The sequence below is a fragment of the Streptomyces sp. NPDC055025 genome (genome assembly GCF_053608565.1).
Genome location: NZ_JBSGVS010000035.1, coordinates 79,609 through 94,038, shown reverse-complemented (window position 1 = coordinate 94,038; position 14,430 = coordinate 79,609). Strand labels below are relative to the sequence as shown.

The 14,430-nt window shown below is 72.3% G+C and carries 8 protein-coding genes; 4 read left to right on the top strand and 4 right to left on the bottom strand.

What is annotated here, in order from left to right:
* Positions 1–546: 546 nt before the first annotated feature.
* Entirely contained in the window at positions 547–1,113 is a 567-nt protein-coding gene (locus ACWGDX_RS22060) for a MarR family winged helix-turn-helix transcriptional regulator (protein WP_453627984.1), read from the bottom strand.
* A gap of 186 nt (positions 1,114–1,299) precedes the next feature.
* Here ACWGDX_RS22060 and ACWGDX_RS22055 point away from each other — a divergent pair, with 186 nt between their 5' ends.
* Entirely contained in the window at positions 1,300–2,592 is a 1,293-nt protein-coding gene (locus tag ACWGDX_RS22055) for an MFS transporter (protein WP_453627998.1), read from the top strand.
* Positions 2,593–2,665: 73 nt separating this feature from the next.
* On the opposite strand, the gene ACWGDX_RS22050 is transcribed toward ACWGDX_RS22055, so the two are convergent.
* Together ACWGDX_RS22050 and ACWGDX_RS22045 are read right to left on the bottom strand one after the other, a co-directional pair.
* A complete protein-coding gene (locus ACWGDX_RS22050; RefSeq protein ID WP_453627982.1) occupies positions 2,666–4,288 on the bottom strand; it encodes an ATP-binding SpoIIE family protein phosphatase in 1,623 nt (540 codons plus the stop codon).
* A gap of 284 nt (positions 4,289–4,572) precedes the next feature.
* Positions 4,573–5,952: an NAD(P)/FAD-dependent oxidoreductase gene (locus ACWGDX_RS22045; protein WP_453627980.1), complete on the bottom strand. Its 1,380-nt coding sequence runs from the start codon at positions 5,950–5,952 to the stop codon at positions 4,573–4,575.
* Between the two features lie 334 nt (positions 5,953–6,286).
* Between ACWGDX_RS22045 and ACWGDX_RS22040 the strand changes: the two genes are divergently transcribed.
* Both ACWGDX_RS22040 and ACWGDX_RS22035 read left to right on the top strand, forming a co-directional pair.
* Complete coding sequence (locus ACWGDX_RS22040; protein ID WP_453627978.1) at positions 6,287–7,033, top strand: TetR/AcrR family transcriptional regulator; 747 nt, start codon at positions 6,287–6,289, stop codon at positions 7,031–7,033.
* 870 nt (positions 7,034–7,903) lie between these two features.
* Positions 7,904–10,015 carry a sigma-70 family RNA polymerase sigma factor gene (locus ACWGDX_RS22035; RefSeq protein WP_453627976.1) on the top strand — a complete coding sequence of 704 codons (2,112 nt, stop codon included), beginning with the start codon at positions 7,904–7,906 and terminating at the stop codon, positions 10,013–10,015.
* 85 nt (positions 10,016–10,100) lie between these two features.
* On the opposite strand, the gene ACWGDX_RS22030 is transcribed toward ACWGDX_RS22035, so the two are convergent.
* On the bottom strand, positions 10,101–12,302 hold the full coding sequence (locus ACWGDX_RS22030) for an asparagine synthase-related protein (protein WP_453627975.1): 2,202 nt from the start codon (positions 12,300–12,302) through the stop codon (positions 10,101–10,103).
* A 641-nt stretch (positions 12,303–12,943) separates the two neighbouring features.
* Between ACWGDX_RS22030 and ACWGDX_RS22025 the strand changes: the two genes are divergently transcribed.
* The gene (locus ACWGDX_RS22025; protein WP_363079699.1) at positions 12,944–14,428 is read left to right on the top strand and encodes an MFS transporter; all 1,485 of its coding nucleotides are present in this window, start codon (positions 12,944–12,946) and stop codon (positions 14,426–14,428) included.
* Positions 14,429–14,430: the final 2 nt, after the last annotated feature.

Below are 14,430 nucleotides of genomic sequence, written 5' to 3'. Positions count from 1 at the left end.
TCTGGCGTTGACTTTTGGCACGCTGTTGAGTTCTCAAGGAACGGACGCTTCCTTTGTACTCACCCTCACGGGCTTTCCTCCGGGCTTTCCCTTCGGTCCTGCTGTTGTTCTCTTCTTGCTTGTCTTGCTGTCTTGCGTTTCCGACTCTATCAGACTCTTTCGTGTCCGATTCCCCGTCGGAGCGGGGCTGCTTTCCAGTTCTTCGCTTTCGCGTTTCCCTTTCCGGCGATTCCGACTCTAGCAGATCCTTTCGGGCCTGATTCCCAGTCAGAGGGGGCTGCCTTCCCGGCCCTTGGGCCGTTCCGACGTCTCAAACCCTAGCGGATTTCCCGGGCGGCTCATAATCAAGCCTTCGAAATGAAATTCGGCATGCCGAAATACACCCCGGCTGGGAGACCGTGCTGAGTTGAGGTGCCGCTGCTGCGGCGTAAGTGGCTGCCGTGGATCCGTTTCGGTCCCGTGACAACTCGAAGAACCTTACGGATCGCCCTGGGGTGTGTCAAACGAACCCCCAGCCCCCCGCTCCCCGCCCCGCCAGGCTCCCCCCTAGCCCAGGTCCGTCAGCCGTCCGCCGGCGTCCGGCTGGGCGTGCTCCACGCGGCGCAGCAGGCGGATCAGCATCTCGCCGAGGCCCCGGCGCTCGTCGCCCGAGAGGTCCTGGAGCAGTTCCTCCTCGAAGCGGGAGGCCATCCGCATCGCCTCCAGCCACTTCGTGCGGCCCTCGTCCGTCAGCTCGACGATCACCCGGACCCTGTTGTTCTCGTCGCGGTCGCGCGTGACCAGACCGTCGCCGGCCATGCGGTCGATGCGGTGGGTCATCGCGGCCGGGGTGAGTCCGAGGCGCTTGGCGAGTTCGCCGGGGCCCAGGCGGTAGGGGGCTCCCGAGACCACGAGGGTCTTCAGGACCTCCCACTCGGCGTTGCTGATCCCCAGCTCGGCGAGGTGGCGTCCGTACGAGACGTTCATACGGCGATTGAGCCTGCCCAGCGCCGAGACGACCTTCTCCACCTGGGGGTCGAGGTCATGGAACTCGCGCTGATAGGCCGCGATCTGCTCGTCGAGGCTCGGTTCCTGGAGACCCGACGGGCCGGGTTTCTCGGGGGTGTCTGGCATCAGGGCAGTATCCCACGTACCTCTGCTGGCATTGAAGTCCTTCACTGTGTATTGTTGAAGTCCTAACTTTAGCTTCGAAGTCTTCAAGCTTGAGTGTCTTCTCCGTACCACTACTTCGTACCGCTACTTCGTACCGCTCCTTCGCGGTCGTGCGATCTTCTGAGGCAGGTGAGTGTGACCAGGGCTATGGGCGCTGCGATGCGCCGGATCCAGGCAGGGAACGCGCTGAGCGCTTTCGGGCTCGGGTTCACGGTTCCGTATCTCTACGTGTATGTCGCTCAGGTCCGGCACCTGGGCGCGAGTACGGCCGGTGCCGTGCTGGCGGTCTTCGCCCTGGCCGCGCTGGTCGTCCTGCCGTTCACCGGGCGGGTCATCGACCGGCGCGGGCCGCTGCCCGTGCTGGTGACGGGGGCTGTGCTGGCGTCCGTGGGGGCGTTCGCCATGGGGCTGTCCTGGAGCGTCGTGACGGCGGTCCTGTCCGCCGCGCTGCTGGGCGCCGGGACCGCCGTCATGCAGCCCGCGCTGGCCACGATGATCGTGTGGTGCTCCACCCCGTCGACGCGGACCCGGGCCTTCGCCACCCAGTTCTTTCTGGCGAACCTGGGGCTCGGGGTCGGTGGGCTGATCGGTGGGCAGATCGTCGACGAGAGCCGGCCGGGCACGTTCACGCTGCTCTTCTGCGTCGAGGCCGCGATGTTCCTCGTACTGGCGGCCATCGCCGCCACGGTCCGGCTGCCCCGGCCGGCCGGGGTCACCCTCGCGGTCAGGGACGCCACGGGTGGCGGGGTGCGGGCGATGCTCGGGCATCAGGCCATGGTCCGGCTCTGTGTGCTCGGGTTCGTGCTGTTCTTCGCGTGCTACGGGCAGTTCGAGTCCGGGCTCGCCGCGTACGGCACCGAGGCCGCCGGGATCGACCCGTCGACGCTCGGGATCGCGCTGGCGGCGAACACGGCGGTGATCGTCGTCGCTCAGTTCGGCGTGCTGCGGCTGGTCGAGCGGCGCAGGCGCAGCCGGGTGATCGCGGCGGTCGGGCTGATCTGGACGTTCGCCTGGATCATCGCGGGGTTCGCGGGGCTCGGTCACGGCAGCGAGACGATGGCGACGGCCGCGTTCGTCTCCACGTACGCGCTGTTCGGGCTCGGCGAGGCGATGCTGTCGCCGACCGTGGCGCCGCTGGTGGCCGATCTGGCGCCGGAGTCGATGGTCGGGCAGTACAACTCGGCGTTCGCACTGGTCAAGCAGCTCGCACTGGCGGTCGGTCCCGCGGTGGGCGGGCCGATGGGGGCCACGCTGCACGGTCCGTACATCGTGACGTTCGTACTGTTCTCGCTGGGCATCAGCGTGCTGGCGCTGCGGCTGGGCAGGCGGCTCACGCCCGTACAGGATCAGCCGTCGCTCGTGTCGGCCTCGCGCCTGGTCGCCCGGCACCGGCCGGAGGCCGCCGCGGAGCCCGCCCCGGCTCCGGCACCGGCCCGCTGATCGCGTACCGGCCCCGCTGCCCCCGTTCCCGTTCCCGTATCCGTGTCCGTCAGCGCGGCAGCGCGGATATCCGTCAGTGCGGCAGCGCGAATTCGCACCAGACGGCTTTCCCGCCGCCCGGGGTACGGCGGGAGCCCCAGGACGAGGCGATCGTCGCGATGATCGAGATACCGCGGCCCGCCTCGTCCGCCGGTTCCGCTCTGCGGCGGCGCGGCAGATGCTCGTCGCCGTCCGTCACCTCGATGATCAGCCGGCGGTCGGTGCGGCGGAGCCTGAGGCGCATGGGCGGGGTGCCGTGCTGGAGGGAGTTCGCCACCAGTTCGCTGGTGGCGAGCACGCCCAGATCGCACAGTTCGACGGGGAAGCGCCAGGACGCGAGGACCCCCGTGGCGAAGGCACGGGCGCGCGGGGCCGCCTCGATGCCGCCGAGCAGATCGAGCGCCGCGTTGTGGAACAGCTCCGCGTCCGGGCCCGTGCGGGACGGGTGCTGGAGGACGAGCACCGCGACATCGTCGTCATGGTCGGCCGTGACCCCGAGGGAGCGGATCAGCCGGTCGCAGACGACCTGCGGTGAGCCCTGCGCGCCGGCCAGGGCGCGCTCCAGGGAGGCCACGCCCTCGTCGATGTCCTCGCCCCGGCGCTCGACCAGACCGTCCGTGTAGAGAACGGCGGTGGAGCCGGGCGGGAGCGGGATCGTGCCCGAGCTGTGGAGCCAGCCGCCGGTGCCGAGCGGCGGGCCCGTGGGGTCCTCGGCCCGTGCGACCGTACCGTCCTCGGCGCGTACCAGGATCGGCAGATGACCGGCGGACGCGTAGACGAGCCGGCCCTCGTTCGGATCGTGGACGGCGTAGACACAGGTGGCGATCTGACTGGCGTCGATCTCGGCGGCGAGCCCGTCGAGGAGCTGGAGCACCTCGTGCGGCGGCAGATCGAGCCGGGCGTAGGCGCGGACGGCGGTACGGAGCTGCCCCATGACGGCGGCGGCGCGGACACCGCGGCCCATGACATCGCCGATGACGAGGGCCGTACGCCCGGCGCCGAGAGTGATCACGTCGTACCAGTCACCGCCGACCGCGGCGTCCGCGCCGCCCGGCTGGTAGGTGGCGGCGACCCGCAGATCGTCCGGCTGCTCCAACTCCTGCGGGAGGAGCGAGCGCTGGAGGGTGACGGCGGTCTTGCGGTGTCTGCGCTCGCTGGTGCGCAGCCGCTCGGCCGCCTCGGCGTGGGCGGTGACATCGGCGGCGAAGATGAGGACGCCGCCGGTGCCCCGGCAGTCGACGGGGGCGCAGGTGACGGTGTACGAGCCCTCGCCGGCGATCTGGACCTTGCGGGACTTGACCGTACGGGACTTGCCGCTGCGCAGCACCTGGTCCAGGAGCGGGAGCAGTCCCAGCTCGGCGAGTTCGGGGCAGCTCTCGGCCGCGGTGGCGCCGGGTGTCCGCGCTCCAAAGGCTGTCGCGTACGCGCCGTTCACGTAGGCGACGCGGTGCTCCGGGCCGTACAACAGGGCGACGAGCGCGGGCAGTCCGCCGAGGATCTCGCCGACGGAGAGGTCTTCGAGGGCGGGCACGTCCGTCACCGGATCGGGCCGCTGTTCGTACTCAGCGCGGGCCGCGGGCACGGAACCGCGGTCCGTCCGCGCTGCGGCGCGGCGCTGTGTACCGGGGAGCCGGGCGCTCCAACGCGTGAAGTTCACGGATTCTCAGGCCTCATGGTGTCGTGTAGCTGTTCGTCTTGGCCGGGCTGGTCGGGCCTGGCCGGGTCGTCGGGGCCGGTTGCGCCGAGCGGGCCGGATCACTCTGTGCAGATGTGAACCCACCTATGGTCACACGTCCGGTGTGGCCGGGCGCACTGACGGGGACGTCGGCCGTGTTCGGGTCGTACTCGGGTCGTTGACGCCGGCCGTGCCCGGCCGTCGTGGGCCGTGCGCCGCCGTTCCGTGCGGTCCTTACCGCCCTTCGGACGGTGATGTCGGTGACATCACTTGTCCTTCGGCCGTTCGCCGCCCGCGGCGAGTTCGAACTCGGCGCGCGGGTGTTCCAGCGAGCCGAGCGAGACGATCTCCCGTTTGAAGAGCCCGGATAGGGTCCATTCCGCGAGGACGCGGGCCTTCCTGTTGAAGGTCGGGACACGGCTGAGGTGGTACACGCGGTGCATCAGCCAGGCCGGAAAGCCTTTGAGCTTCCGGCCGTAGACGTGCGCCACCCCCTTGTGGAGGCCCAGGGACGCAACCGAACCCGCGTACGCGTGACGGTAGTCCTGAAGGGGCTCGTCGCGCAGCGAAGCGAGAATGTTCGCCGCGAGAACTCCGGCCTGCCGGAGGGCGTGCTGCGCGTTGGGCGCGCACTCCTTGCCGGGCTCGTCGGCGGCGAGATCGGGAACGGCCGCCGCGTCACCGGCCGACCAGGCGTGTTCGGCGCCGTCGACGGAGAGCTTCGCCGTACAGCGCAGCCGGCCGCGCGCGTCGAGCGGCAGATCGCTGGCGGCGAGGATCGGATGCGGTTTGACCCCGGCGGTCCAGACGACGGTACGGGTGGGGAACCGGGCGCCGTCGCTGAGCACGGCGATCCGGTCCTCGCAGGAGTCGAGGCGGGTGCCGAGCCGTACGTCGATATTGCGCGCGCGCAGCTCGCGGACGGCGTATGTGCCCATCTCCTCGCCGACTTCGGGCAGGATCCGGCCGGTGGCCTCGACGAGGATCCATTTCAGATCGTCGGCCTTGATGTTGTGGTAGTACCGCGAGGCGTAGCGGGCCATGTCCTCCAGCTCGGCGAGCGCCTCGACGCCCGCGTAACCGCCGCCCACGAAGACGAAGGTGAGGGCGGCGTCGCGGATGGCGGGGTCGCGGGTGGAGGAGGCGATGTCCATCTGCTCGATGACATGGTTGCGCAGTCCGATGGCCTCCTCGACGGTCTTGAAGCCGATGCCGTGTTCGGCGAGGCCGGGGACCGGGAGGGTGCGGGAGACGGAGCCCGGCGCGAGGACGAGTTCGTCGTAGGCGATCTCTACGGTGCCGGTGCCCTCCTCCTCGGAGGCGAGGGTCTTGAGGGTGGCCGTGCGCTTGGCGTGGTCGATGGCCGTGGCCTCGCCGATGATGATCGTGCACTTCTCCAGCACGCGCCGGAGCGGGACCACGACATGGCGGGGCGAGATGTTCCCCGCCGCCGCTTCCGGCAGGAACGGCTGATATGTCATATAAGGGTCGGGGGAGACCACAATGATCTCGGCCTCGCCGTTCTTCAGCTTCCGCTGGAGGCGCAGCGCGGTGTACATCCCGACGTAGCCGCCGCCGACAACCAGAATGCGCGCACCGGGCGTGGGTGCGGGGGTCGTTTCCGGGGAGATCTGAGCCTTCACCATCCCATGACGCAACGGGGTCCGGTGTTTGTCCACAGCCACGACAGATTGTGTGACCGGAGGCCGTCGACGGCCCCGGACGGGCAAAACCGCAGGTATTGGTGGAGGGGCGCAGGTCAGCGGGGGCGTCGGGGGTGGCGGCCGTTGGATGAATCAGGCATCTTCCGGTCCTTGCTCCGATCGGGGGGCGCTCCGTGCGGAACTACCCTCTTCTGAATTGACCCGGGCTCAACTATGTTCGTACCTCGTCGGCGTGTCCGGTCCGTGACCGGGTCGGCACGCTCGGCTGTCGAGGAGGGGGTCTCCGGGGGGAGACATCATTACCGGGGGAACGGTTATGCACATTCAGGATTCTCATTGGCAGACTGCCGTCGTCACGGACGGCGACCAACGGGTGACGGGCGGGGCGAGTCGCTCGGCACCTTTAAGGGTGGACGCACAGCGCAATCTGGAGCATGTACTGCGCGCGGCTCGCGAGGTGTTCGGCGAGCTGGGGTACGGGGCTCCGATGGAGGATGTGGCGCGACGGGCCCGGGTCGGGGTCGGCACGGTGTACCGCCGGTTCCCCAGCAAGGACGTGCTGGTGCGGCGGATAGCCGAGGAGGAGACCTCCCGGCTGACCGACCAGGCGCGTACGGCGCTGGGTCAGGAGGAGGAGCCCTGGTCGGCTCTCTCCCGTTTTCTGCGCACGTCGGTGGCCTCGGGTGCGGGGCGGCTGCTTCCGCCGCATGTGCTGCGGGTGGGCGTGGACGTCGAGGACGCGGCGGCTGACCGGGGCGGGCAGGGCGAGGTGCGGGTGCCGCAGCAGCGGCAGGCCGGAGCGCCCGATCTGCGGGTGATCGGTCATCGGCTGTCACCGGAGGAGCTGGACGATCCGGGTGCGGTGGAGCTGCTGGAGGTCGTCGGGCAGCTTGTGGAGCGGGCGCGGGCCGCGGGCGAGCTGCGCGGTGATGTGTCCGTGGCCGATGTTCTGCTGGTGATAGCCACGGCCGCGCCCTCGCTGCCGGACGCGGCGCAGCAGGCGGCGGCTTCGGCACGGCTGCTGGACATTCTGCTGGAGGGGCTGCGGTCACGGCCGGTGTGAGCGGGCGCGGTTCTGCCGGGACGGTGAGCGGGGCCGGTCTTCGGCCGGGCGTCCGGCCGGACGTCCGGCCAGGCGTCCGGTCAGGCATCCGGTCAGGCGTCCGCGGGGTCCTGGAGCTTTGGGCCACGGTGAGCGGCCGGGTAGCTGTCGGGCGGTGATCGTGGGCGTCGGTCCGGTCCGTACCTTCGGTGCGGACCGGTCGGCCGACCCGCCCGCCGCACCGGCTCCGGGCGGCGCGGCTCCAGGCGGGCACGGGTCCGGGCGGCGCGAGTCGGGTCGGGTCGGGTCGGGTCGGGTCGGGTCGGGTCGGTGAAGCTGTTCTCGAACTGACTTGGCGGTGAACGCCGTTGAGGCGTCCCCGAACGAGTGAACGTTCATACCGGACTCGGGGAAACCTCCCCGGATGAGTGGTTGCCTGGCACGAAAGGCCGGGCATCGCGGTGCTCTGTGACACTCTGTCCCGGTGTTTGCGTCAGAGGGTGTCTTCAGAGGGCGCGTACGGGGGCTTCCGCGATGAGCGGTGACGGACGGGACGAGCCGCTCGGTGGCGGTGGTGCCGACGGTGATACGGAATCCGACGGGACGGTCCAGCGGCAGGTGCCGAGTCAGGGCGGGCCCAGGGAGGTGCCGGGTCCGGGGGTGCCCGGCGGCCGGATCGGCTCCGGTGGCCCGGTCACGACGGGCGCTTCCGGTGCCGGTGGGCGTGGCGGTCCTGACGGCCCTGCCGGTGCGGGAAGTCCTGCCGGTGCTGGCGGTCCTGCCGGTCCTGGCGGTCCTGGCGGTCCTGGCGGTCCGAAGGGTGTGCCGAGCGTGCCCGAGCAGAGTGGGCCCGGCGGGTCGGGGAGGCCCGCGGGTTATCCCGGTCCTCCCATGCCGCATCCCTCGACCGGTTCACGGTCCGGGGCGGCCGAGGCGGAGAGCAGCGTGCCGCCGCAGCGCGATCGCCTCGGCGGCGCGTCGCAGGCCGAGCCGGCACCGACCGCCGGGACACCGACCGTCGAACTGCCCGTGGCCGCGCCGGGAGCGTCCGCGCCGGGGACGCCCGCGCCGCCCTCCTCGGACGCTCCCGTGGCCGCGCCGGGAGCGTCCGCGCCGGGGACGCCCGCGCCGCCCTCCTCGGACGCCGATCTGATCCAGCGGATGCGGGACGGCGACGACAGCGCGTACGAGGAGTTGTTCCGCAGGCACTCGCCCGCGGTGCGCCGCTACGCCCGTACGTGCTGCCGGGACACGCATACCGCCGACGATCTGACGGCCGAGGTCTTCGCCCGTACGTTGCAGGCGGTCCGGGGCGGGGCCGGGCCCGAGCAGGCGGTGCGCGCCTATCTGCTGACGACCGTCCGGCGGGTGGCCGCCTCCTGGACGAAGTCCGCGAAGCGGGAGCAACTGGTCGAGGACTTCGCGGTGTTCGCGGCGCAGGCCGCCCGCTCCTCCGAGGTCTCGGACAGGGACACCCTCGATCTGGGCGCGGATGTCCTGGCGATGCGCGAGGCCGAACAGTCCATGGCCATGCGGGCCTTCCGCAGTCTGCCCGAGCGCTGGCAGGCGGTGCTCTGGCACACCACGGTCGAGGAGGAGTCGCCGAGCGAGGTCGCGCCGCTCTTCGGGCTGAGCGCCAATGCCACGGCGGTACTGGCCAGTCGGGCGCGCGAGGGGCTCAAGCAGGCCTATCTACAGGCCCATGTGAATACCGCGCACACCTCGGGCGGCGACTGCGCCCAGTACGCGGACCGGCTCGGGGCGTATGCCCGGGGAGGTCTGCGGATGCGCGCGGAGCGCGGGCTGCGGAAGCATCTGGAGGAGTGCGCCAAGTGCCGTCGCGCGGCGGGCGAGCTGGCGCACATCAATGACGAGATTCCCGCGATGGTGCTGCCGGTCGCGGTGATCGGCTGGTTCGCGGCGGGCGCTTCGTTCAAGGCCGCCGGGATCGTGGCGGGCGGCGCCGTGGGAGCGGCGGGGGCCGGCGCCGCCGCGGCGGCCACGGGCGCCGGCGGTGCCGCGGGAGCGGCTTCCGGCGCGGCGGCGGGAGCGGGAGCGGCTTCCAGTGCGGGAGCGGGAGCAGGGGCAGGAGCGGCTTCCGGCGCGGCGGCGGGCGGGGCTGCCTCTGGTGGCGCGGCAGGTGGGGCGGCCTCCGGTGGAGCCCTCGCGTCCGAGGGACTCGGTGCGCCCGCGAAGGCCGGGATCGCGGGGCTGGTGGCCCTCGCCGCCGCGGCCGGTCTGGTGTACGCGCTGGTGAACGACTCGCGGCCTGAACAGCCGCCCAAGGCGAAGCCTCCGGTCGCGCGGCCCGTCGTACCGCCGAAGCCGGCTCCGTCGCCCCCGCCGCGCGCGCCGGAGCCCGCCCCCTCCGCGAAGAAGCCGACACCGTCCCCCTCGGCGAAACCGACCCCGAAGCCGGAGCCGAAGCCCACCCCCAGTCCGAAGCCCGCCCAGCCCGGTTCTCCGACGCCGACCAAGGCGCCGGCCCCGTCGGTGTCACCGGTGCCTCCCACGCCGAGCCCGAAGCCGCCGCCACCTCCGCCGCCACCGCCTCCGCCTCCGGCGCCTCCGGTCGACTATCAGGTGAACCAGTTGTCGTACGACGTCTTCGGTGACAAGACCAAGCCGGAGGTGCGGCTCGTCGGAAGCAGCTGGATGTGGAAGCGTTCCGGACTGGCCATCGGAGGCACCCGGTACGCCCATGGGGTGACGACGCACGCGTCGTCGTCGGTCGTCATCGATCTCAACCGGAGCTGTAGCACCTACGCGGCGCTGGTCGGGGTGGACGATCTGACGCGGGACCTCGGGTCCGTGCGCTTCTCCCTGTACGGGGACGGTGAACGGCTCTGGCGCTCGCCCGTGCTGCGCGGCGGCGACCCGGCCGTACCCGTACAGGTGGGAATCTCGGGGCAGAAGACGATCCGCCTGGTGGTCGAGCCGCACCGGCCGCTCGGGGCGGTGGCGCTCGCCGACTGGGCGCAGTCGCGGATCAGCTGCTCCTGACGCGTTCCGGCGGCTCCGGCCACACCGACCGCACCGGCGGCTCCGGCCGCACCGGCCGCGCGAAGGGCCGCCGCCGCGCGCTCCCTTACGAGTGCAGCGTCGGCCGCGGGACCACCACGCCCGCCACCGCGCGCTGGCGCGGCGCCGCCGTGCCCGTCCAGCAGGTGCCCCGGCGGGACAGCAGGCGCCGCAGCCACAGTTCGGTGGAGACCAGATCGGCGAGACCGTCGAGCGGTACGGGTTCGCCCTCGGCCGCCGCCCGCAGGGCCTTGCGTACGACACGTGCCTCGATCAGGCCCGCGTCGGCCAGCAGGGGCGCGTCGAAGAGGCTGATCAGCTCACCGACGGCGGTACGCAGTCCCGCGCGGGTGGCGGCGGCGGAACCCGCCCGGGACGTCGCGCCCCAGCCCGGCGGAAGGTCATGGATACCGGCCCCGGCCAGGACCGTACGGAGGATCTCCGCGCGGGCGCCCGGCTGGACGCGCAGCGCCTCGGGCAGCTCGCGGCAGGCCCGTACCACCTGGTTGTCGAGGAAGGGCGCGTGCAGCCGCTGGCTGCGGATCTCCGCGGCCTGTTCGAAGACACGGTGGTCAGCGGCGTGGCGGGCCAGCGCGGCGCGGGCGCGCGCCTCCCCGGGACGCTGCACGGAGGTGGGCCGGATCGCCGCCGCCGACAGGCGAACCGATACTTCCGCGAGCGCCTCCCCGGTCAGCCAGCGCGCGGCGGGCCCGGGTCGCGACCAGGTGAGGGCGGCCAGCGAGGCGCCCAGCGGGCCGTTCGCGGACGCGGACAGCGCCGCCCTGTTGGCCTGCGGAAGCCGGGCCGCCGCCTCTTCGAGGCCGGTGCGGTACGGCGTACGGGCCAGTCGGCGCGCCGCGCGGTACACGGTGAGCGGGATGAACAGCGAGGCGGGCGAAGGCCCTTCGGCCCTGGCGAGCGCGGTGACCGGGTGCAGCAGATGGCGTCGGCGCCGGTCGAGCAGCAGATCGGCCAGACGCGCGGGATGCGCGTCGAGCACCTCGCGGGCACCGGCTCCGGTGAAGTGGTCGGCGCTGCCCGCGGCCAGCCGCCGCCGGTGGCGCGCCGCGGTGACCAGGGAGGGACCCGGCTCATCGGTGAGCGGGCCTTCCAAGTCGGCGTACGGCAGGGCCTCTTCGCCCGCCGCGACGACCACATGGTGCAGCCGGGGGTTGGCGGCGATCAGCCGCGCCCGCTCCAGCTCGGCCTCGTCGCGGCTGCCGGTCGCCAGATCGTTGAAGGTGACGGCGAGCAGCCGCTCGCCCGCGCCGGTGCCGTGTCCGAGGACCGTGCCGGGCGCGCCAGGCAGCCCGGCGGCGAGCAGCGCGAGCGTGCCCGACGCGCTGCCGCCGGAGAGATCGGCGCCGATGCCGGGGACCGGGCCCCCGCGCGCGGCGCGCCGTTCGGCGGGCCCCATGCCGGGGACGGGCCCCGGGTCGGGCGGCATGCTCTCGGGCGCGTGGCGCGGGGCCAGGAGCCGTGCTCGTACGGCCTCCACGAGGGCGTCCCGTACGCCCTCCACCGCCCGGTCGGGGTCCCGCTGGGGTCCGGCGACGGCGAGGGAGGCGACCTGTTCGTACCCGGTGATCTCGCGCGACCCCTCGCGCAGGACCAGCGCGTGTCCGGGCGGGATGCGCTTGACGCCGTCGTACGGAGTGGAGTCGCGCAGCGCCTCCGGGGTCTCGGGGCAGGCGAGGAGCGCGGCGAGATGCCCGATGTCGAGCTGGGCCTCGATGAGATCGGCGAGGGGCAGGGCGGCGGTGGCGTACGCGGTGCCGCCCGCCCAGGGGGTGTAGAAGACGGGCCTGGCCCCGGCGAGGTCGCCCACGACCGTGATCCGGCGGCCGATCTGGGCGACCGCCGTGTAGCTGCCCGGCCAGGCGGTGAGATGGCGCAGCGCGCCGCCGCGGGCGGCGAAGAGCCCGACCCGCAGTTCCTCGTCGCTGGCCCCGCAGCAGCCCAGCACGGCCAGCCTGGTGAAGGGGTCGACGCTGACGATCCGGATCTCGTCGGGCCGCCAGTCGCCCACGGCCCACAGCGGATCCGGGTCGCCCCACAGGAGCTGGGAGCCGACGGGATGCACGCCACGGCCCTCGGGATCGTCACCGACCGGGCCGACGGACCCCCGGGACCCCATGGAGCCGGCGGACCCGGCAGATCCGGCGGAACCGGAGGGTCCGGAAAGTCCGGAGGGTCCGCCCGACCCGGCGGCCGGCCCTGCCGTGCCGAAGCGCGCGGCGATACTGCTCCACCCCACCAACCAGCGCATCGCCGCCTCCACAGCCTGTGGACAAGTCGAGAATCAGGCTCAAGAGCCCACAGAGTAGGCTCGACAACCCACTCCGAGCAGCCCGAAACCGAAGCCGTTCGGGAACATGCTGCCACGACAACAGCGCACAGGAGGGCCTACGGGAGCACGCGCGGAAAAGCGAATGCGCCCCTGGCATTGGCCGTTTGGCGAAGAAACGGCGCTTCGGCGGCGCTTCCACGGCGCTTCCCCGACAGACGTGTTTCAGCCAAACTCCGGGCCCGGCACGGCACTTCAGCACCGGCACACGCTCAGTCCGGGAGGCGTTCGCCGCCTCCCGGACTGATCCACCGCCCGCGGGGATTGGGGCGGCGGTATCCCCCAGCCCACTGGTTCCAGTACGCAGTGGGCCGACCCACGCAGGTCTCATGGAAGCGCTCCCGCTCCCGCCGGGCCAAGAGCGCACGGCCGGGCGCACGCTACACAGCCGGAGCACGGCGTACCGCTCGGGGACCGAACCCCGCCGTGGAGCACGGACAACAATCCCGCCATACGGAAGTCCGCCCCTTAACGGTCGGGATGTGGCGAACTACGCTGGGTTTACGAATGCCGCGCGCCTATGCCGCGGACGCGGCGGCCGTCTGTGTGTCGAGGGGTGGCGCATGTCCAGGGAGCTACGCGGGCCGAACGAAAAGCTCGGCACCGTTCTCGCCCTCGCGGGAATCAGCAACGCCGGCCTCGCCCGGCGGGTCAACGACCTCGGGGCGCAGCGCGGTCTGACACTTCGCTACGACAAGACCTCCGTGGCGCGATGGGTGTCGAAGGGGATGGTTCCGCAGGGTGCGGCGCCCCATCTCATCGCCGCCGCCATCGGAGCCAAACTGGGACGTCCCGTCCCACTCCATGAGATCGGCCTCGCGGACGCGGATCCGGCCCCCGAGGTCGGGCTCGCCTTCCCACGTGACGTGGGTGAGGCGGTGCGCGCCGCGACGGAGCTGTACCGACTGGATCTGGCGGGCCGCCGCGCGGGTAGCGGCGGCATCTGGCAGTCCCTGGCCGGATCCTTCGCAGTGAGCGCTTACGCGACGCCCGCCTCCCGGTGGCTGATAACACCCGCCGACTCCTCGGTCGCCCGGGATCCGGCGGTCGCGGAGGCGGCGCAGGGAGCGCACGGCGGGAGCGGGCAGGGCTCCGGCCAGGGCTCCGACCCGTCCGGCGAGGTCTCGCCGCTGCGCGTGGGCCACAGCGATGTGGCGAAGCTGCGCGAGGCGGCGTCCGACGCCAGACGGTGGGACTCCAAGTACGGCGGCGGGGACTGGCGTTCGTCGATGGTGCCCGAGTGCCTGCGGGTCGACGCGGCACCGCTGCTCCTCGGCGCGTACAGCGACGAAGTGGGCCGAGGGCTCTTCGGGGCCACCGCCGAGCTGACCCGGCTGGCCGGCTGGATGGCCTTCGACACGGGACAGCAGGAGGCCGCGCAGCGCTATTACATCCAGGCGCTGCGGCTGGCGCGCGCCGCCGCCGATGTACCGCTGGGCGGCTATGTGCTGGCCTCCATGTCCCTCCAGGCGACCTATCGCGGCTTCGCGGACGAGGGTGTGGACCTCGCGCAGGCGGCGCTGGAGCGCAATCGCGGTCTCGCCACCGCGCGCACGATGAGCTTCTTCCGGCTGGTGGAGGCGCGCGCGCACGCGAAGGCGGGTGACGCGGTGGCCGCCGGTGCCGCGCTCAAGGCCGCTGAAGGGTGGCTGGAGCGCTCGCGGGAGGGTGACGCGGACCCGTCCTGGCTGGGCTTCTACTCGTACGACAGATTCGCCGCCGACGCCGCCGAGTGCTACCGCGATCTGAAGGCGCCGCGCCAGGTACGGCGCTTCACGGAGCAGGCGCTCTCCCGGCCGACGGAGGAGTTCGTACGCTCGCACGGGCTGCGCCTGGTGGTGAGCGCGGTCGCCGAACTGGAGTCGGGCAATCTCGACGCGGCGTGCGCGGCGGGCACCCGGGCGGTGGAGGTGGCGGGCCGGATCTCCTCGGCGCGTACGACCGAGTACGTACGGGATCTGCTGCACCGCCTGGAGCCGTACGGGGACGAGCCCCGGGTGGTCGAGCTGCGGGAGCGCGCGCGGCCCTTGCTGGTGGCACCGGCGTAGGG

Bases quoted from the DNA above. Each gene is read 5' to 3' on its own strand.
- ACWGDX_RS22060 (WP_453627984.1), bottom strand. From the start codon at position 1,113: ATGCCAGACACCCCCGAGAAACCCGGCCCGTCGGGTCTCCAGGAACCG.
- ACWGDX_RS22055 (WP_453627998.1), top strand. From the start codon at position 1,300: ATGGGCGCTGCGATGCGCCGGATCCAGGCAGGGAACGCGCTGAGCGCT.
- ACWGDX_RS22045 (WP_453627980.1), bottom strand. From the start codon at position 5,952: ATGGTGAAGGCTCAGATCTCCCCGGAAACGACCCCCGCACCCACGCCC.
- ACWGDX_RS22040 (WP_453627978.1), top strand. From the start codon at position 6,287: ATGCACATTCAGGATTCTCATTGGCAGACTGCCGTCGTCACGGACGGC.
- ACWGDX_RS22035 (WP_453627976.1), top strand. From the start codon at position 7,904: ATGCCGCATCCCTCGACCGGTTCACGGTCCGGGGCGGCCGAGGCGGAG.
- ACWGDX_RS22030 (WP_453627975.1), bottom strand. From the start codon at position 12,302: ATGCGCTGGTTGGTGGGGTGGAGCAGTATCGCCGCGCGCTTCGGCACG.
- ACWGDX_RS22025 (WP_363079699.1), top strand. From the start codon at position 12,944: ATGTCCAGGGAGCTACGCGGGCCGAACGAAAAGCTCGGCACCGTTCTC.